Source organism: Streptomyces asiaticus (assembly GCF_018138715.1).
GTDB classification, from domain to species: domain Bacteria; phylum Actinomycetota; class Actinomycetes; order Streptomycetales; family Streptomycetaceae; genus Streptomyces; species Streptomyces asiaticus.
The window spans coordinates 2,300,733-2,319,467 of record NZ_JAGSHX010000006.1 but is presented as its reverse complement, the minus strand read 5'-3'; the positions used below and the strand labels follow the sequence as shown (position 1 = coordinate 2,319,467).

10 protein-coding genes are annotated in these 18,735 nt (G+C 70.6%); 6 read left to right on the top strand and 4 right to left on the bottom strand.

Annotated elements, in window-relative coordinates; genetic code table 11:
• Positions 1-27: 27 nt before the first annotated feature.
• From KHP12_RS17385 to eccCa, 4 genes are all read right to left on the bottom strand, one after another.
• Entirely contained in the window at positions 28-717 is a 690-nt protein-coding gene (locus KHP12_RS17385) for a hypothetical protein (RefSeq protein ID WP_211833149.1), read from the bottom strand.
• Positions 717-3,026, bottom strand: coding sequence for a hypothetical protein (locus KHP12_RS17380; RefSeq protein ID WP_211833148.1), 2,310 nt, complete (start codon positions 3,024-3,026; stop codon positions 717-719). Before KHP12_RS17380 ends, KHP12_RS17385 begins: the two co-directional genes overlap by 1 nt.
• Positions 3,027-3,076: 50 nt before the next feature.
• Positions 3,077-3,526 (bottom strand): type VII secretion target, encoded by a 450-nt coding sequence (locus tag KHP12_RS17375; RefSeq protein ID WP_037960690.1) that lies wholly within the window; start codon positions 3,524-3,526, stop codon positions 3,077-3,079.
• Between the two features lie 102 nt (positions 3,527-3,628).
• A complete protein-coding gene (gene eccCa, locus KHP12_RS17370) occupies positions 3,629-7,579 on the bottom strand; it encodes a type VII secretion protein EccCa (RefSeq protein ID WP_211833147.1) in 3,951 nt (1,316 codons plus the stop codon).
• Between the two features lie 174 nt (positions 7,580-7,753).
• Here eccCa and eccD point away from each other — a divergent pair, with 174 nt between their 5' ends.
• The 6 genes from eccD (at position 7,754) to rpsO (ending at position 18,712) form a co-directional block, all read left to right on the top strand.
• Positions 7,754-9,211 (top strand): type VII secretion integral membrane protein EccD, encoded by a 1,458-nt coding sequence (eccD, locus tag KHP12_RS17365; protein WP_211833146.1) that lies wholly within the window; start codon positions 7,754-7,756, stop codon positions 9,209-9,211.
• Between the two features lie 66 nt (positions 9,212-9,277).
• The gene (locus KHP12_RS17360) at positions 9,278-11,719 is read left to right on the top strand and encodes an outer membrane protein assembly factor BamB family protein (RefSeq protein WP_211833145.1); all 2,442 of its coding nucleotides are present in this window, start codon (positions 9,278-9,280) and stop codon (positions 11,717-11,719) included.
• Between the two features lie 23 nt (positions 11,720-11,742).
• On the top strand, positions 11,743-13,866 hold the full coding sequence (locus KHP12_RS17355) for an outer membrane protein assembly factor BamB family protein (protein ID WP_211833144.1): 2,124 nt from the start codon (positions 11,743-11,745) through the stop codon (positions 13,864-13,866).
• A gap of 11 nt (positions 13,867-13,877) precedes the next feature.
• The gene (locus KHP12_RS17350; protein ID WP_211833143.1) at positions 13,878-16,070 is read left to right on the top strand and encodes a serine/threonine-protein kinase; all 2,193 of its coding nucleotides are present in this window, start codon (positions 13,878-13,880) and stop codon (positions 16,068-16,070) included.
• Positions 16,071-16,139: 69 nt separating this feature from the next.
• On the top strand, positions 16,140-18,197 hold the full coding sequence (locus KHP12_RS17345; RefSeq protein WP_211833142.1) for a serine/threonine-protein kinase: 2,058 nt from the start codon (positions 16,140-16,142) through the stop codon (positions 18,195-18,197).
• Positions 18,198-18,424: 227 nt separating this feature from the next.
• Complete coding sequence (gene rpsO, locus KHP12_RS17340) at positions 18,425-18,712, top strand: 30S ribosomal protein S15 (RefSeq protein WP_020868053.1); 288 nt, start codon at positions 18,425-18,427, stop codon at positions 18,710-18,712.
• The last annotated feature ends 23 nt before the right edge of the window (positions 18,713-18,735 follow it).

The window sequence follows — 18,735 nt, the reverse complement described above, 5'->3', positions numbered from 1 at the left end:
GCGGTTGCCCACCCCCATGTTCACGTTCTACCGCAGTCCCCGTTTCGGCGGCGGTGCCACAACCTTCGGATCCGGGTATTCGGGAGCTTCCCGGCAGTCCAGCTTCGACGTTATCTGTTTCGCCGAGGCGATGAGCAGCTTGGCGTGCGAGTGGTCGCTGACGGTGAAGTAGTCGCGCATGGCGAACTCCAGGGAACGGTCTTCTCCCGATCCCTCTGCGCCGCCGCTGCCGACATCACACGCAACGAGAAGCCTGCCTGCGTCCTCCGGGCCGACAGTGGTCGTGTAATGCACCGACCGGCCCGACGGAGGTGAATGAGGAGTCCACGCCACGGTGATGGCGAGCAGCTCCTTACCATCGGCCTTGTCCGTCAAGGTACAGAGGTCCTCGGGCGTGCTTCTCCTGGCCGACTCCTGGTCCAGCGCCTTCGCGACTTCGTCGGTGCTCTTGGTCTTGGCCGGATAGACCTTGCTGGGTCCGTTCGGCTCCCGGGCCTCCTTCGCGATGGCCTCGTCGAACAGGCCACCGCAGGCTTGGGCGACCGGAACGAGCCCGGCGCCGGCGGTCGGCTTTGCCGCGGTCGGCTTCGGCGACCCGGATGCGTCGTCGCCACCGCCACAGCCCGTGACGGCGATGACGGACGTGCAGGCGAGGGCCGCCAGTCGCCCAAGAGTCAGACGAAAATTGCGTAGCACGATCTCTCCTGTCGGCTCCATCAACTGCCGCTCCCGGTCAGCTGTGCGTCCCCCACGCCACGGATGTAGCCAGCCTTTACGCGCTCGCTGGCCTGGTTGTACCAAGCGCTGTCATCGAGTTCGGGGTGGGCGGCGATATAGGCATCGAGCGGGTTGACCGAACGACGCTGACTCGCTTCGACGAACTTCTTCTGCATGTTGTGAGCGTCCGCGTCGACCTTCGCGTCGAACTCCTTCTGCTGCTTCTCGATTTCCCGGTCGATGTTGATGCCGGCCTGGGTGTCGATGGCACCGGTGGCGGCGTCGACGAAGGGTGTGACGAAAGGCGTGGCCTTGGCAGCCTCGAACGGAACGGTGACGAGGCTGGTGACGGTGCTGATTCCGGTACTGGTCCGGTACTTCTGCCACTCTCCCGCCTCCGACAGCTTCCTCGCCTTCTCCTCTTTGCTGTCATTCGCGTCGCTCATGATGGCGTCCGAGCGGGCCTCGTCCAGGATGCCCTGGGTCTCCGCGCCGGTGCCCAGAGCCAGAGTGAGAGAGTCGTCCGCATTCGGGTGGGCCTTGAGAACGTTTGTCGTGAAGTCGTGCTGGGCCGCGGAGAGAATTTGGTAGCCGCCGTCACCCCTGCCGACCGCCGACAGGAAGTTCTTGGCTGTCTCATTGGCGACGGAGATGTCGGACGGGCCGAGAGCGCCGAAGGCCGCGTCGCGCGTCTTCGCGCCCGATTCGGCGTCGCCGTGGTTGGCCGTGGCCCAATCCAGATTGTCTATGTAGCCGGCGCCCACGCGGGCCAAGCTGTCACTGAGGCCCTGCTTGTCCGCGAGGATGCCGGAGTTGTCGCCGACCACGCTGATCAGCTGTGTCGCCACATTGACACTGGCGGGGTTGCGGTGGAGGCCCAACTCGGGCTGGTCATACGGATGGCCCAGCGCGGCAGCCTCGAAGGCGTGCCCCAGTTCGTCGTACCCGTATCCCTTGCCGTCGTCGGCGTAGAAGTTCCCGTTCAGCCACTTGCGCTCTTTGAGGAGATACATGAGATCGTCGTTCGGCGGGACGCTCTCATCCTGTTCAAAGCGGTCGCGGTGGAAAATTGTCTGGGCCGCTTCGGGATTATGCCCCAGCGACTCCATGTAGCCCGCCATGGGGTCGACTCCGTGGTCATTGTCCTCACCGAAGTTGACGTACGTCTCGTACCCGTCGGGCCAGTAGAGGTCCTTCAGGTCGTCCTTGTGCTTGCGGTCGAACTCGATCAGGCCGCCGGTGCGGCCGTCCTTGCTGTGCGGATCGGGATAGCCCTTGCCGTAGTCGACGAGGAAGTCCTTGTCGTACTCGCCGCACCGCAGCAGGCTGCTCATCACCTGGAAGCCATACGACCCTGGAGTGCTCGTCCCGGCCTCCCAGTCGGTGTCCATGACGCGCCGGGGTCCCAGCTTGATGATCTCCTTCTTCCACTGCTTCATCTCATCGCTGTTGGAGTGAGAGGCGGTGGCGAGGGTGTAGCCGAGCGATTTCTGGAGCTTCTCCAGGTTCTTGGTGCGTTCGTCGCCGAATTGCTGGCCGGTTGTGACGTGCTGCCAGAATTCCAGAGTCTCTTTCGGGCCGAGGTCGGTGGCGAACTTCTCGGAGAAGTAGGGGTCGCCCTCGTGCCGGGAGAGGAGCGTGTTCGCCCGGGCGATCTCGGTTGCGCTGAGGTTCTTCTTGGACCTGACCAGCTTCTCGACCTCATCGAGGTCCTTGCGTGCCTGCTCGCGCCCCGCCTTCGCGTCCTTGGTGCTGCTGTACCCGTCGGCGGAGAAACCTTCCTTCCGGCCGTTCCCGTCCTGTGTCAGGGCCCAGGCCAGGATCTCGTCGGTGGTGGTGGCGTTGCCGACGACCTCGCTGATGTAACGGTTGTAGTCCGCCACCACTTCGCTGAAGTTCTTCGCCTGTAGCCCCTGTTGCACCGGTGTGAGGTCATCGAGGTTCGTCGGCTTGTAGGAGACGTGCCCGGTGTCATCGATGGCGAGGTGCTTCGCCTCCTCGATGTCCTTCTTGTACTCCTGGAGCTTCTTCTTGGCGTTCTTGAACGCCGTGTACGCGTCGTGCAGCAGGCCATGCACGTCCTCGGCTTCACAGGCGGCCAATTCGATCTCTTTCGCCGCCTTCTGCATCCTCTTGAAAGCCGAATCCGCCGCTTCGCCCTCCCAATCCGAGTTGGTCAGGGGTGTCTGCACCTCAGTGCGCAGATTCGTGCCGACCTGCCGGAACTTCCCCGGCAGGGTGCGCCATTTGCCAACCGCTTCGGAGAGTGGGGTGAGGTCGACGGTGATGAGCGAGTGATAGGTGACCATAAGTACTTCCGCCTTGAGCTGAGATCGTCGTTCCGGGGGAGGGGCAGGCGCTACCTGGCGACCTTGTCCTGGCCGCCGTCCTGCTTCTTCTTCCCTCGGTCGATCTGCTCGCCGACGCCCTTGTCGGTCACCTCGAAGTGCGTGGCCGCGTCCCTCAGCGGACCCGCCAGCCCCTGTGACAGGAGGCCCTGGGCGTAACGCATCTGGTCCCGCCACCGCTCCTGGAATGTGGCGAAAGCCGCCGCGGAGTCGAAGCCCTTGAGGCTCGCCTTCACCTGACCGGTCTCGGTCATGGTCTCATTGTCCGCTTTGGCGAAGCCGGTGCTCACGTGGTCGACTCTGCCCGCTTTGCTTCGCAGTACCGAGGCGGTGACCTTCAGCTTCTTCTGCGGAATACCCCGGCCGCCATTGCCGTCGTCGAGCTGATTGAGCCGCATATGGGATTCCTGCTGCTTTGCGGCTTCGGCCCTGATCTCAGCCCATTCATCCTCGAACGACATGCTTCCCCCTGTGGCTCAGGCCGCAAAGCGGGCCTGCTGGCTTGACTTAAGACGTCAAGCTAGCAGGGGGCCGCGCGGACCGCAGCCCCCGCAGATGCGGTTCTATTGCTCCGGCAGCCACCCCACCTGGGTCAGCGGTACCCCGCGCTTACGGGAGACGAAGAAACCGCGGCCGGGCGGCATGGGGCGGGGGCGGACTCCGCCGAAGACATCGCCTTCGCCTGGGTCGCCGGAGAGCACCATCCCCTGGGCGCCGAGTTCCTTCACGCGCTGCATGAAGGTTTCGAACATCGAACGGGAGGCGCCCGCGGAATTGCGGGCGATGATGAAACGCATGCCCACGTCGCGGGCGAAAGGCAAGTTCTCGGTGAGGACTGACAGCGGGTTTCCGCTGCTGGTGGAAACCAGTTCGTAGTCGTCGATGATGACGAAGAACTGGGGGCCGGTCCACCAACTGCGGTCGCGGAGCTGCTGCGGGGTGATGTCCGGCTTGGGGGCGCGCCGTTCCATCAGCCCGTTCAGCGCATTGGCGTGGAGTTCCAGGGCGGACGCGATCGGGGCGTACTCGAGGAGATGGCTGTCCGGGATGACACCGAGCAGGGAACGGCGGTAATCGCCGACCACGATCTTCGCTTCGTCCGGGCCGTATCGCTCGATGATCTGCTTGGCGATCAGGCGGATGAGCGACGTCTTGCCCGACTCGCTTTCACCGAAGATGACGAAGAACGGGTCGGTCTCGAAATCGACGAACACCGGTTCCAGATTTGTCTCGTCGATGCCGATCGCAATGCCGTGCTGCGGGTATTCGAAGCCCTTGGGAAGCTCGTCCGCGCGGAGCTTGCGCGGGAGCAGCCGCACGCGCGGGGCGGGCGGGCCGGACCAGGCCGCGCTGACCGCGCGGACCAGTTCGGTCGTCGCGTCCGTCATGGTGTCGGGGTCGTGGCCCTTGTCGATACGCGGCTGAGCGCCCATGAAGTGGAGCTTTTCCGGGAGTTGACCGCGGCCGGGGACGCCGACCGGGACGTTCGCGGCGACCTTGCGGTCGAACTCCGAGTCCATCGTGTCACCGAGGCGCAGCTCCAGCCGGTTGAGCAGCTGGTCCTTCAGCGATGCGCGGACCTCCATGTTGCGGGAGGCGGTGATGACGACATGCACGCCGTAGCCGAGCCCTCGGCCGGCGATATCGGTGACGACGCCTTCCAGCATGTCGTACTCGGCCTTGAAGTTGCCCCAGCCGTCGATGACGAGAAAGACATCGCCCCAGCCCTGGTCGGCGTGTTGTCCGGCCGCTCGCTGGCGTCGGTAGGTGCCGATGGAGTCGATGTTCTTGGCGCGGAAGTACTCCTCGCGCCGGGCCAGAACCCCGGAGACCTCGGCGATGGTCCGCCGCACCTTCTCGGGGTCCAGACGGGACGCGACCCCGCCCACATGCGGAAGGTCCGCGATGGCGCTCATTCCTCCGCCACCGAAGTCGAGTCCGTAGAACTGCACCTCGGCGGGGGTGTGGGTGAGGGCGAAGGCCGTGATCAGCGAGCGCATCAAGGTGGACTTGCCGGACTGCGGGCCGCCCACCACCAGCATGTGGCCCGCGGCGCCGGAGAAGTCGCGGTAGAGGATGTCGCGCCGCTGCTCGAACGGCTTGTCGATGAGGCCCAGGGGCACGACGAGTCCGCCCGGCCTGGCGTAGTCCGCCGACTGGAGCCCCCGCTCCCGCGTGGGGGCCAGCGGCGGCAGTAGCTCGTCCATGGAAGGTGCCTCGTCCAGGGGAGGCAGCCAGACCTGGTGGGCGGGCTGGCCCTGGCCCTCCAGACGGCTCACGATGACGTCCAGGACCGTCTCCGCCAGCGCGTCGTCCTCGGGCCGGGCCGGGGCGGTCAGCCGCTCCGGGTCCAGGGGGGCGTACGTCACCGGGACCGGAACGGCCGTGAACAGGACCGGCCGGCGCTCGACGGGCAGGGACGCGCTGTCGAATTGCGCGGGGCCCGTGCGGTACGTGCCGGAGACGTAAGCCGCCTTGAAGCGGGTCATCTCGTCCGTACCGAACTTCAGATAGCCGGAGCCGGGCACGGAGGGAAGGTGGTACGCGTCCGGCACGCCCAGGGCCGTACGGGACTCGGCGGCGGAGAAGGTGCGCAGACCGATGCGATAGGAGAGGTACGTCTCAAGGCCGCGCAGGCGGCCTTCCTCCAGTCGCTGCGAGGCGAGCAGCAGATGCACACCCAGCGATCGGCCGATGCGGCCGATCTGGATGAACATCTCGATGAAGTCCGGCTTCGCCGTCAACAGCTCGCTGAACTCGTCGATCACCAGAACGAGTGATGCCAGGGGCTCCAGTGGCGCCCCGGCCGCCCGCGCCTTCTCGTAGTCGTGCATGTTCGCGTAATTGCCCGCCGAACGCAGCAGCTCCTGACGGCGCTGCAGCTCACCGGTGATCGAGTCGCGCATGCGGTCGACCAGCGTGAGGTCATCGGCGAGGTTGGTGATGACCGCGGCCACATGAGGCAGCTCCGACATGCCCGCGAAGGTGGCGCCGCCCTTGAAGTCCGCCAGGACGAAGTTGAGGGTTTCGGACGAATGCGTGACCGCCAGCCCCAGCACCAGCGTCCGCAGGAGTTCCGACTTGCCCGAGCCCGTCGCGCCGACGCACAGACCGTGCGGGCCCATACCCTCCTGCGCCGCCTCCTTGAGGTCCAGCATGACCGGGGAGCCGTCCTCCGAGACGCCGATCGGCACCCGCAGCCGCTCGGCCAGCGAGCGGGGCCGCCAAGTGCGGGAGACGTCCACCGAACCGGCGTCGCCCAGCCCCAGCAGCTCGGTGAAGTCGAGGTTGGCGAGCAGTGGCTCATCGTCGTCGTCCCCGCCCATGCGCAGCGGCGCGAGCTGCCGCGCGAGCGCCTCCGCCGCTTCGACGGACAGCGAGTCGGGGATGCCGTCGTACCCCGCGACCTGCGACTCCAGCTGTAGCTTGCCGGGCCGTACGACGATCGACAGACCGCCGCGCGGCTCGTCGAGTTCGCCCGCCAGGACCTCGATGACGGTGACGCCCTGGAGACCCTCGGGCGCCGCGAACGCCGAGTCCGGTGGCACTATCGCTCCGTCCAGCACGAGCACCAGATGCGGCTGGTCGAGCAGCGGCTGCCCTTCCCTGCTGAAGCGGGTACGGCCTTCCAGCCGCCCCCGCAGCAGCTCCTCCACCTCGGCGAGGGAGTCGCCGAACAGCCGCCGCGAGCCGGCGCCGTCGAAGGACCCCGGCACCTGGGCGTGGGGGAGCCACTTCGTCCACTCCCACTGCTCCGCCGCGCCGCGCGAGGTGACCGTCGCGATGACGAGGTCCTCCGGCGAGTGCAGGGTGGCCAGTTGGGCGATCAGCGCCCTGGCGATCCCGTGCACCTGCTCCGGAGCTCCGGACACTGTCATGTGGTAGAAGGCGCGCAGCGACACCGCCATGGGCAGGTTGTCCAGCGACCCCTGGGTGGCGAGGAAGCGCTGCATCGCGCCTGCCGTCAGCGGCTCCAGCTCGTCCACGGTGGCGGTCTCGGGGGCGATCAGGGGAGTGGAGAGCTGCTGTGTGCCCAGCCCGAGCCGCACCTGCGCGAAGTCGTCGTCGGTCAGCCGCCGTTCCCACACCCGGCTGCCTTCGGCGACGATCGCCCACAGCTGCTCCGGGGCGGGGTGCAGATAGAACTGGGCGTCGCGCTGCCGCCGGGCCGTGCGCCGTACGGTTCGGCGCGTCTGCGCGAGGTACTTGAGGTAGTCGCGGCGCATGTCCGCCCGCTGGCCCTGAGAGCCCTGCCGATGCCGCATGATCATGGCGATGGTCATGGCGAGCGTGGAGAACATCATCATCACGCCCATGATCTTCATCATCGGGGCGGCACCCGGCATGAAGAAGTAGACCATCGACGAGCCCATGCCAAGCGTCGGCAGCAGCTGCATCAGCATGCCCTCTTGCTGCCCGCGCGGCAGTTCCGGGGGTGGCTCGAGGCGGAGTTCCTCGGTCGGCACCTCGGGCGGCAGAGCCCGTGGCTGGCGCTTGACGACGACCTGGCTCACCGGATCCCTCATCCCTCCGTACGGAGGGACAGTTCTCGTCCGGCACCCCCGTGGCGACGGCCTCCCTCCGCGAGTCAGCGATCCTATCGACGTATCAGCTCCTGAGCCCCGGTAGGGTGGCCGCCGCGCGCATGACACCGGCGATGTCGCAGACCGAACCAGGGGGCCTTACACGTGAGTACGTCCGCAACAACCGGTTTCTGCAGGGTGACCGTCGTCGCGCCCGACAGCCGGATCGATGTCGCCCTCCCGGAGGACATCCCTGTCGCCGACGTTTACCCGGAAATCCTGCGTCTGACGGGGCAGACGCAGCCGGCCGGGGCTCCCACCGGCTATCACCTGGTCCGACGCGACGGCACCGTCCTGGACAGCGGCCGCTCCCTCCTGGCCCAGCAGGTTCTGGACGGGGAACTGCTGGCTCTGCGCCCCTTCGCCGAGTCGCTGCCCCCCGCCGTCTATGACGATGTGTCCGATGCGATCGCCTCCGCGGTCACCCGCGACCGCACGCTGTGGAACGACCGGTTCCTGCGGGCCGCCGGGCTGCTCGGAGGGGCGCTGCTGCTCATCCTCATGGGCTTCGTGCTCTGGTTCGCCGACCCGGTCAAGCACGACATGCACGGCCTCCCGGGTGTCATCGCCGCCGCCGTCGGCGTGTTGCTGACTTCCCTCGCCGGGGTGCGGGCACGGGTGTACGAGGACCGAGCCTCCGCCATAGCCCTCGGCATGTCCGCCCTTCCCCACCTCATGATCGCTGGATCGGGGATCCTGGCCCTGGACGCGGGCGAGGGCGTCGGACGGCTCCAGTTCCTGCTCGGCTGCGTCACCGTGCTCATCGGCTCGGCCGTCCTGGTCGTCGTCATGCCCAGCGGCGACGCTCCGTTCGTCGCCGCCGTGTTCGCGGCGAGCGTCGGGACTCTCGCCACCTTCTGCGAGATCGTCACCGATACCGGGGCCACCGAGACGGCCGCGGTGTGCGCCGTCGTCGCGATCGGAGCGATCGCCTTCCTGCCGGGTCTGTCGGCCCGAGTCGCCCGTCTGCCCATCGGTTACGCCGCGCCCCACTCCTCGGCCGATGAGCTCGACGCCGGTCCGGATGCCGAGCCCCTCGACATCCACCGCATCGCCGCCCAGACCCGTCGCGGCCACGAGATGCTGCTGGGCATGGTCGGCGGCTGCTCGGCCGTCGTCGTCGGTGCCGCCGCGGTCCTGGGCTTCTCCGATGGCGCGTGGGCGCAGCTCCTCGCGCTCGCGGCCGGTCTGGCGATGCTGCTGCGCGCCCGTCTCTTCCGCTACACCGCCCAGGTCGCCGCCGTCTTCGGCGCGGGTCTGCTCGCCCTCGCCCTGCTCGTCCTGGGGCTGTCGCTGAATCCGCCGGCCGACGCGGTCATCAAGCTCCTGACCGAGAACGACCGTGGCCCGCTGGACATCCGTACGATCTGGCTCGCCGCGGCCGTGACCGTGGGCGCCGGCTTGATCATCGCCGTCGCGCTGATCATTCCGAAGAACGGCCTGTCGCCCTTCTGGGGGCGTCTGTCCGACCTGGCCGAGAGCGCCTTCCTGCTCGCCCTGGTGCCCCTGTGCCTCGCCGTGCTGGACGTCTACAGCTCGGCACGGAGCCTGACCAGTGGCTGAGGGCACGTCCCTTCCTCCGGGAGGGACGTCCACCGTACGGCTGCCCGGGGAGTTCGGGAGGCGCGGGTGGAACCGCTGAGCGAGGACGACCCGCGGCGGCTCGGGCCGTATCACATCATCGCCAGGCTGGCTCCTGGTGAGGAAGACCCGACGGCGGCCGCCCGTCTCTTTCTCGCTCGCAGTGCCGGTGGGGTCCGTACGGTGCTCATCAGCACGCCGTCTGCCGAGTTCGCCGACGACCCGGCGTACCGCGGCCGCTTTCTGGCGGAGGCGGAGAGCGCCCGACGGCTCGGCGGCGCTTCGCCGCTTGCCCGGCTCGCCCCCGTCGAGATCTCCGACCGTGCGCCCGAACCCCCGTGGACCGCGTTTCCGTACCGCCCGATGCTGCCGCTGCCGGGTGTGTTGCAGATGTGCGGAGGGCCGCTTCCGGTCCGGACCTTGCGTGCGGTGGGAGCGGCTCTGGCCGAGACGCTGGCGGAGATCCACCGGGCGGGCCTCACCCATGCGGGAATCGCGCCGGAGAACGTGTTCGTGGCGAGTGACGGGCCCTGGCTGGGAGGTTTCGGCGCGGTACGGGCGGCGGGGCCCGACGGGCAGAGCCGAGTGGGGCTTTCCGGACTGGCCGCCGATGCCCTGCCCCCGGAGCAGGCCGCGGGCGGGCGCCCGCGGCCGCTGGGGGACATCTACGCGCTGGGCGCGGTGCTGGCGTATGCGTCGACCGGGCGGCGGCTGCCCGGGGCGGGCGGTCTGCCGGAGGAGCTGAGGAGCGTCGTGCTCCCGTGTCTCGCTTCGGACCCGGCGGAGCGGCCGACGGCGGCGGCGCTGGTGGACGGGCTGACCCGGGGCGTGCGGTTCCCGCTGTCGGCGAGCCTGACGGCGGCGCCCTCGGGACCCACGCCGACGGTCCTCGACAGCGGGTCCGCGGGCCCGCCTTCGGCGATGCCGGTCGGTGGGCCGGGTTCGACCACGGTGGACGGGGGCGTCGGCGGGGCGGCGGCGCTGCTGAGCCCCGGCTGGCTGCCGGCACCGGTGGTCGTCGCGCTGGCCGAGCAGTCCGCGGCGACGCTGGCGGCGGAGGTCGAACCGGAGGTCGAGCCGACGGAAGCGGAGTCGGCGGTGGGCGCGCCGCTCAAAGAGGGCGCGTCGATCCCGGGAGAGGCACCGGGCGCACCCGACCCAGACGCCGCGGGCCGGGGTGACCCGCCCGGCGCCCCGCATGCGCCGACCCATCTGCCGGGCGGCGCGGGCGTCGCCGGGAGGCCGACTCGGCAGGGCGCGGCACGGCCCTCCAGGCGTGCCCTGCTCGTCGGGGCGGCCTCTGGTTCGGCCGGTCTCGTGCTCGGCGGCGGTGCGATGTGGATGGCGACCGCCGAGGACGACGCTCCGCCGACCCCGGCCGAGCGCCTGGCGGCCGCCAACCACTCCCGTCGCCGGCTCGCCGGCGCCCCGCCCACACCGCTGTGGTGCCATGACATCGCCGGTGGGCCACCGACACACCCCCCGCTCATCTGGTCGGACAAGGTCGCCGTCGTCGCGAACGACGCGGCCGTCACCGGAATCGACCTCCGTACGGGCAAGCGACTCTGGACGCAGGACGACGTTCGCCCCAGGGGACGGCTTCTGCCCATCGGTAAGGATTCGATCCTGGTCCCGGGTGACGGGCTCGCCGCGCTGTCCGCCGAGACCGGCGACATCCAGTGGTGGCCGAAGAGCTTCCGGCCGGGTGGACGCACTCCGTACGCCGCCCTGCTGGCGGCGGAGGGCGGGACCCTCTGGCTCGCGGCGGGCCGCCGGGGGAGCGGCGCGGCCGACGATGGTCTCGTGATCGCCTATGACCTCGCCGGGCGGGAAGAGCGCTGGCGCGGCCCGCTGCCCGGCGGCTTCGACGAGGGGTATCTGACGAAGGACACCCTCGTCGTGCGGGGCGAGATGTTCCTGGCCTTCGACCGGGAACGGGGGACACGGCGGTGGCGGCGCTCCTATGAGGGTGTGACCGCCGGACGGGCGGTGACCACCGACGGCCGCGACACCCTCATCGCCGCTGTCACCAACACCTTGCGCGGGTACGGCCTGGCGGACGGCGGCGGCTCCGCGTGGAGCGTGCAGGCGAAGGGAGAGGCCGGATCCGGGCACACCGCCGACTTCGGCGCTCCGGTCGTGCACGGCGACGTCGTGTACGCCACCGACGGAGGTTATGCGGTCCACGCGCTGTCGACGGCCACGGGAGAGGTGCGATGGCAGCGCACCTATGCCTTCGCGATGAAGACGCTGTCCGGAGCACGTACGCCCGACACGGCCGTGGATCCGTCCGGGCGCACGGTCCTCACGGCGAACGACGTGGAAGTCGACGCTTTCGACGCCGAGGACGGCGCCCTGCGGTGGCGCTTCACGGACCTCGGCACCGCGGCGGACAGGGGATCCGTCGCGGCGCGGCGCCGGGTGGCCGTGACGGACGGCCTGGCCGTCGTCACCAGCGGGAGAAGCGTCTACGCCTTGCCGTTGAGCTGAGCCACGGCTGTCCGGAGGAGCGAATGGAACCGCAGCGACCGGCCGAACCGACACGGCTGGGCCCGTACCGCATCATCGGCACGCTGGACGCCGGTGGGCAGGCCGACGACGCGCGCCGCCGTATCGCCAGGGACGACCGCACCGGCCGCGCCGCCGTGCTGATGCTGCCGCACGAAACCCTCGCCGACGATCCCGGATACCGGGTGCGGTTCCGGTCGGAGGGCGAGAACTCCCGTCGTCTGACCGGGGGTTGGGCGGCTCCTGTGATCGATGTCGCCGGGCCGGACGCGGATCTGCCCTGGGTCGCCTACGCCTGCTTCCCCGCCCTGCCGCTTCCCGCAGCGCTGGCCGCGTACGACGGCCCGCTGCCCGAACCCACGGTGCGCGCGCTCGGCGCGGTCCTCGCTCACGCCCTCGCCAACTGGCATGCCGGCGGTCTCGTCCACGCCGGGATCTCGCCGCGGGCCACGCTGCTCATGGCGGGCGGGCCCCGGCTGACCGGGTACGGACTGGCGCGAGCGGCGGCGCTGAACGGCCTGGGCCGTGGCGCGTCGCTCGGGGTCGATGCCTTCACCCTGCCGCCGGAGCAGCGAGCGGGTGAACGCCCCAGCCCGGCGGGAGATGTCTACGCGCTGGGCGCCATGCTCTGCTACGCCGCGACGGGCCGGCGAGACGTGGCCGAGGGGGCACGCGCGGCACTGCCGGAAGGGCTGAGAGAGCTGCTCGCGCTCTGTCTCGCGCAGGATCCCGGGCAGCGGCCCCGGCCGGGCACGGTGGCCCGGGAGCTCCGGGCGGCGTCGGCCCCAGAAGCCGTCGGCCGTCTGCCCGAGGCTGTGGCGATGGCCCTCGCCCGGCAGGCCGCGGCGTATCCGGCGCAGGCTCCCATGGCCGCCCAGGCGCACCCTGAGGAGGCGGCCGCCACCCCAGCGCCGGGCCGCTCCCGGCGTGCCGTGGTCGTCGGTGGCCTCTCCGGAGCGGTCGGCCTCGCACTCGGAGCGGGCGGAGTGGCCGGCTGGCGGGCGGCCGGCGAGGGGACGGGACGGCGAGAGACCTCGGCGCGGCGCGGGATCGCGCCCGCTCCGCTGTGGCGCCACGACCTCGGGAGCGAGCCACAGCAGACACCGCTGCTCTGGCGTGGCAAAACCGCCCTCGTCTGGACCACCGACTCCGTGTCCGCGCTCAATCTCCGGACCGGCAAGACGATCTGGTCGCGCGACAAGCTCTATCCCATGTCCGCCCTCACGCTGCTCGGCAACGGCACCTTCGTCTCCCCGGACACCTCGGCCTTCTCCGTGGTCTCGCTCGCCACGGGCCGGATCAAGGGGGTGGAGCGGCGGTACGACGGAGTGGAGGGCCCGGCGATCTACCAGTTCCTCGGGGCCGGCAAGGACATCTGCTGGTTCCTGACCAGGAAGTACGCGAGTGGGGGCACGGGGACCGAGGACCACGCGGTGGTCTGCTACGACTCCGTGCGGCGCAAGGAGATATGGCGTGCGCCGCTCCCCGCTCCGTACCAGGGAGACGGCGACACCACCGCGCTCCTGCTCAGCACCATGCTCCTGCTGCCGAGCCAAGGGGACGACGGCGAGGACACCTCCTCGTATCTGGCCCTCGACCGCCGCGGCGGCCGGAAGCTGTGGACGCGAAAATTCGCCGGGATGAAGGACGAGAGCGCCAAGCAGCGTCTGGTGGCTCCGGGAGATCTCCTGGTCTCCTGCGACGAGCACATGCTGAGGGGGTACCACGTCGCCGGCGGTGAGGAGCGCTGGCGGGTCGCGACCAAGGGAAGGGTGTCCGGCACTCCGGCCGCTCATGGGCAGACGGTGTACGCCACCGACTCCCGCGCCACCACCTATGCCGTCGACGTGCGCAGCGGCAGCACGCGTTGGCGGCGCCACAGCGCCGCCCCCTTGGAATCCTCGTGGACGAGGGGCGAGACCGCGGTCAGCCACTCGGGCGCCACGGTCTTCCAGGTGACCGACGCGGAGATCGAGGCCCTGGACGCGGCGGACGGCTCGCTGCGGTGGCGGTCGGCACTCGCCGGGAAGGGCCAACAAGCCGCCGTGCCGGGCCAGGTCGTGGGCGTCGCACCCGGAATCGTCCTCGTCCTGAACGGCACCATCCTCTACGTCCTGCCAGTGGACTGATACGGATACCGATGGTCTCTCCCCTCACCCACGACGATCCGCAAGCCCTCGGTTCGTACACCCTTCTCGCCCGGCTCGGCGGCGGCGGAATGGGCACGGTCTATCTGGGCCGCTCGCCCAAGGGGCGGATGGTCGCCTTGAAGACCGTGCACCCGCACTACGCCGAGCAGGCCGAATTCCGCACCCGGTTCCAGCTGGAGACCGACGCGGCACGCGTCATCGGCGGACAGCACGGCGCGCAGGTCATCGACGCCGATCCGCTGGCCCCAACACCCTGGCTGGCCACCGAATACGTCCTCGGCCCACCGCTCGACGACGCGGTCGCCCTCGCCGGGCCGCTGCCCGAGAAGGCCGTACGGGCGCTCGGGGCCGCCCTGTGCGACGCGCTCGCCCAGCTGCACCGGTCCGATGTGGTCCACCGCGACCTCAAGCCCTCCAACATCCTGCTGACCGCACTCGGCCCCAAGGTCATCGACTTCGGCATCGCCCGCGCGGTGGGCGACGACCGGCTGACCCGTACGGGCGCGGCGGCCGGAACGCCCGCCTACATGTCGCCGGAACAGGTCTCCGGTGGTGAACACACCGCCGCGGGCGATGTGTTCGCCCTCGCCGGAGTGCTCGTCTTCGCGGCCACCGGCCGCCCGCCCTTCGGCGGCGGACAGCCCGCCGATCTGCTCTACCGGGTGCGGTACACCGACCCCGACCTGTCCGGTCTGCCCGGGGGATTGCGCACCGTACTGGAACCGTGCTTCGCCAAGGATCCCCGGCAGCGGCCCGGCACCGTGGAGCTGGGAGAGCGGCTCCGTAGGGGCGCCCATCACGCGGGTGACCTCCGGCGGTTCGCGGACCAGTTGCCGGACCTGGTCCTCGCCGAGATCGCCCGGCGCTGCACGGCCGTTTGGGAGGCCCAGCCCAGCAGACTCCCGGCCCCCCGGGAGGCGGAGCACCGCACCGAAACCGCTGGGGCGCGGCGGGTGGGAGCCGCGCTCTCCCGGCGGAAGCTGATCGCGGCAGTGGGCGGGGGCGCGCTCGTCGCCGGTGGGGCGGCCGGGGCGTGGGCCTGGCTCGGCCCGGAGGAATCCCACGGCGGTACGGCCGCGGCGCCCCGCTCCACCCGCCGCCCCGCCGGTGCGGGCCCGCGTCTGGCGTGGAAGGTGTCCGTCCCCGAGGCAACCACGGACCTCGAGGCCCTGATCGTCGGCGACCATGTCGTCATCGTCCACGACAACGGGCTCCTGTGCGTGGACGCGAAGACCGGCGAGAAGCGCGGGGAGAGCGACCGGACCGTCCCCGTGGTCGTCGACGGGGACCGCCTCCTCGCCTGTGAGGCGGACGACCAGAGCGGCGCCACCGCGATCGCTCCCGTCGACCTCGAGACGGGCAATCTCAAGACCCCGATCGCTCGCACCGGCTCCTTGGGCCTCGAACCGAAGCTCCTCGCCGTGATGGACGGCACCTTGTTCGCCGAGGGATATGCGAAGGGCGGAGAGAAGCGTCTGGCCATCAACCTGCGTACGGGGAAGCGGCTCTGGGCCCGTGCCATCGCCCCGGGTACCAGCGACCCCATCGCCGCGGCATCCGCCGGTGCCAGGCTCCTGCGCTTCTCGGGGGAGGAGGCCATCGCCATCGACCCCCACAGCGGGGCCCAGCGCTGGTCGAAGCGGATTCCGCTCGGATCCGACGCGGTGATCTCCCTGGACAGGGCCTTCGCCGTCACCGACGATCATGTGTTCACCGGTGGCCGGGAGCTCCTCGCGCTGCGCACCACCGACGGCGCGACCGCATGGCGGTTCGGCGCGGACCGCGAATCCGGGGAGAGCTACGACCCGCGGATGGAGACTTACGGTCCGCCGGTCGTCAAGGACGGTGTGGTCTACAGCGTCGAGCGGAGGAACGGCCTCGTCGCCCTGGACGCGAAGAGCGGGCGGCTGCTGTGGCAGGAGAAGGGGGCAGCCGACCAGGCGGCCTCCTCCGAAGCCTATGAATCCACTCCGGTCGTCGGCGAGAGGTACTTCTACGCCTCGCCGGAGAAGGACCGCTGGGCCAGGGCCGTCGACCTCCGCACCCATCGCACGGCATGGACCTTCCAGGGGCCCTCCGGTGACAAGGACGGCATGTCCGCCTCCGTGATGCGGGCGCACCGCCGCGCGGGCCTGGTCGTCATCTCCAATGGCAAGACCGTCTGCGCCATCCCGCTGGAATGACCCGGCACATGGCCCGCCCGGCCGCCCAGTTGATCCGATCAACCCCTCATCGACCAGGAGACCTCTCCCATGAAACCCCTCGGCACCGGCGATCCGCTGCGCCTCGGCCCGTACCGCCTCACCGGCGTGCTCGGCGCGGGCGGCATGGGCCAGGTCTACCTGGGGCGGGATTCCGGGGGCCGGATCGCGGCGATCAAGGTGCTGCGGCCCGAAGTGGCCCACGACCCCCATATGGCCCAGCGTTTCGTGCGCGAGGCGCACGCGGCCCAGGCCGTGCGGGGCGACGGGGTGGCACGGGTGCTCGCGGCGCAGACCGAGGGCGGGCGGCCGTGGATCGCCACGGAGTTCCTCGCCGGGCCCACGCTCGACCAGGCCGTGGAGCGGTACGGGGCCCTGGAGGAGCCCGCCGTAAGGGCGTTGGGAGCCGCGCTCGTCCGTACGCTCCACGACATCCACGCAGCCGGGCTGGTCCACCGCGACCTCAAACCGTCCAACATCGTGCTCACTTCCCGCGGCCCCAGGATCATCGACTTCGGGATCGCCCGGCCCGAGCACGGGCTGACGCTGACCACCACGGGACAGACCGTCGCCACCCCCGGCTACGCCCCGCCCGAGCAGGTCCTGGGGCAGCGGACCGGCCCCGCGGGCGATGTGTTCTCCCTCGGAGTGGTCCTCGCCTACGCGGCGGGCGGACGGCCGGTCTACGAGGGCGGCCATGTGGCCGCCGTGCAGTACCAGGTGGTGCACGGTGAGCCGGAGTTGGGCGCGGTGCCCGGGGCGCTGCGGCCGCTGGTCGAGCCCTGTCTGGCCAAGGACCCCGGGGCCCGGCCCGGTCTCGAGTGGATCGGCCGGGCGCTGGCGCCGCCCCGGGGCGCGGACCGGATCTGGAGGAGCGGACCGCTCGCGCAGGACATCGCGCGGCGCGAGGCGGACGCCCGGCGCATGGCCGCCCTGCCCGGCGACCGGACGGGCCCCTCCCGGCGGCGGCTCATCGGGACGCTCGCCGCGGGCGGCGCCGTGCTCGCGGCGGGTGGCGGAGGCGTCGCGTGGTGGCTGCTGCGCGGCGACGAGGCGGAGGCCGGCGGGCGGCCCTGGGAGGCCGAGCCGCTGTCGCGCTATGACGAAGGAACAGCGCCACAGCCGCTGTGGGGTCCGATCCGCGTCGCCGAGAGCTCCGGCGCCGATCTGCCCGCTCCGCTGCCCGTCCACGACCTCGTGGTCGTCGCGACCCCCAGCGGTGCGCTGCGCGCGTACGACGTGCGGAACGGGAAGCGGAGGTGGACCTCCGAGCGCACGGCCGCCGCCACCGCCCGCGTGCTCGCCGCATCCGACGACGTCATCCTTACCGCCGACGCCAAGGGGGCACTGCTCGGGCTGGGCACCAAGGACGGCAGGAAGCGGTGGTCGGCGCCGGGAGCCGACGCGGCGGTGCTGCTCGGCGCCGATGAGAGCGCGGCCTACCTCGCCACACGCGGCGGTCGGATACGCGCCGTGGACCTCACCTCGCACCGCACGCTGTGGACCGTCTCGGCGCCCGTGGCCACATCCGCCAAGGCACCGGCCCAGGCGGCGGTCGCCGACGGCCGCCTGGTGATCCACGGATCGGACGGCGGCGTGGCCGCCCTCGACGCCCGAACGGGCAGGACCGCCTGGGGCCCGCGTGAGCAGGGGTCCTCCGCCGCCCTCGCCCCCGCCGTCGCGGACGGCGTCGTCTACCTCGGGGGGAAGAGTCTGAGGGCGCTGGCCCTGGCGAGCGGTGAGGAGAAGTGGGCCCATGCCGGTCAGGGCGGGACCGGCTGGACCGCGCCGGCCGTGCGTAAGGGCGTGGTGTACGCCGTGGACGACACCGACCTCTCGGCATGGCGGGCGGAGGACGGAGCGGGGATGTGGACGCTGCCGTTCGCGTCCGACGACCACCCCCTTGCCGCTCCCGTCGCCGAGGGTGGCAGTGTGTGGGCGGCCCTCGATGGGCGCGGGGACCAAGGCGTGGTGGCGGTCGATGTCCGCAGCGGAAGCGTCGCGTGGCCGTACGCTCCGGGGACCGAGGGAGACTGGCGGCTCGCGGCGGCCGGGAACCGCGTGTTCGCCCTGCAGTCCGGCACCCTCACCGCCATGCCCGTCCTCTAGCCCCGGACCCCGTCCTCTAACCCCGGACACCCCGCCGCGGCCCACCCCCACACTCCCCCCACCAAGACGCTGGTACCCTGTGTCCTGGCCGTTTGCGTACGCGTCCCCGGAGGCCCTGAGTCTCGGGAGACAGCGCCCAGCGGACCCCGCCTCCCGAGTCACGGAAGATCCCCTGAGACAACGACCAGGGGCACTCGGCGGCTGATGACGAAAGCAAGGAGTACCGAGTGTCGCTCGACGCCGCTACCAAGAAGCAGATCATGACCGAGTTCGCCACCAAGGAGGGCGACACCGGCTCTCCCGAGGTCCAGGTCGCGCTGCTCACGCGCCGCATCTCCGACCTGACCGAGCACCTCAAGACCCACAAGCACGACCACCACTCCCGCCGGGGTCTGCTGCTCCTGGTCGGCCAGCGCCGCCGCCTGCTCCAGTACCTGGCGAAGAAGGACATCACGCGCTTCCGTGCGCTGGTCGAGCGCCTGGGTATCCGCCGGGGTGCGGCGGGCGCCAAGTAAGACGCCAAGGAGGGAGCGGTTCC

Bases quoted from the DNA above. Each gene is read 5' to 3' on its own strand.
- KHP12_RS17350 (WP_211833143.1), top strand. From the start codon at position 13,878: ATGGTCTCTCCCCTCACCCACGACGATCCGCAAGCCCTCGGTTCGTAC.
- KHP12_RS17345 (WP_211833142.1), top strand. From the start codon at position 16,140: ATGAAACCCCTCGGCACCGGCGATCCGCTGCGCCTCGGCCCGTACCGC.
- KHP12_RS17380 (WP_211833148.1), bottom strand. From the start codon at position 3,026: ATGGTCACCTATCACTCGCTCATCACCGTCGACCTCACCCCACTCTCC.
- KHP12_RS17375 (WP_037960690.1), bottom strand. From the start codon at position 3,526: ATGTCGTTCGAGGATGAATGGGCTGAGATCAGGGCCGAAGCCGCAAAG.
- KHP12_RS17385 (WP_211833149.1), bottom strand. From the start codon at position 717: ATGGAGCCGACAGGAGAGATCGTGCTACGCAATTTTCGTCTGACTCTT.
- KHP12_RS17355 (WP_211833144.1), top strand. From the start codon at position 11,743: ATGGAACCGCAGCGACCGGCCGAACCGACACGGCTGGGCCCGTACCGC.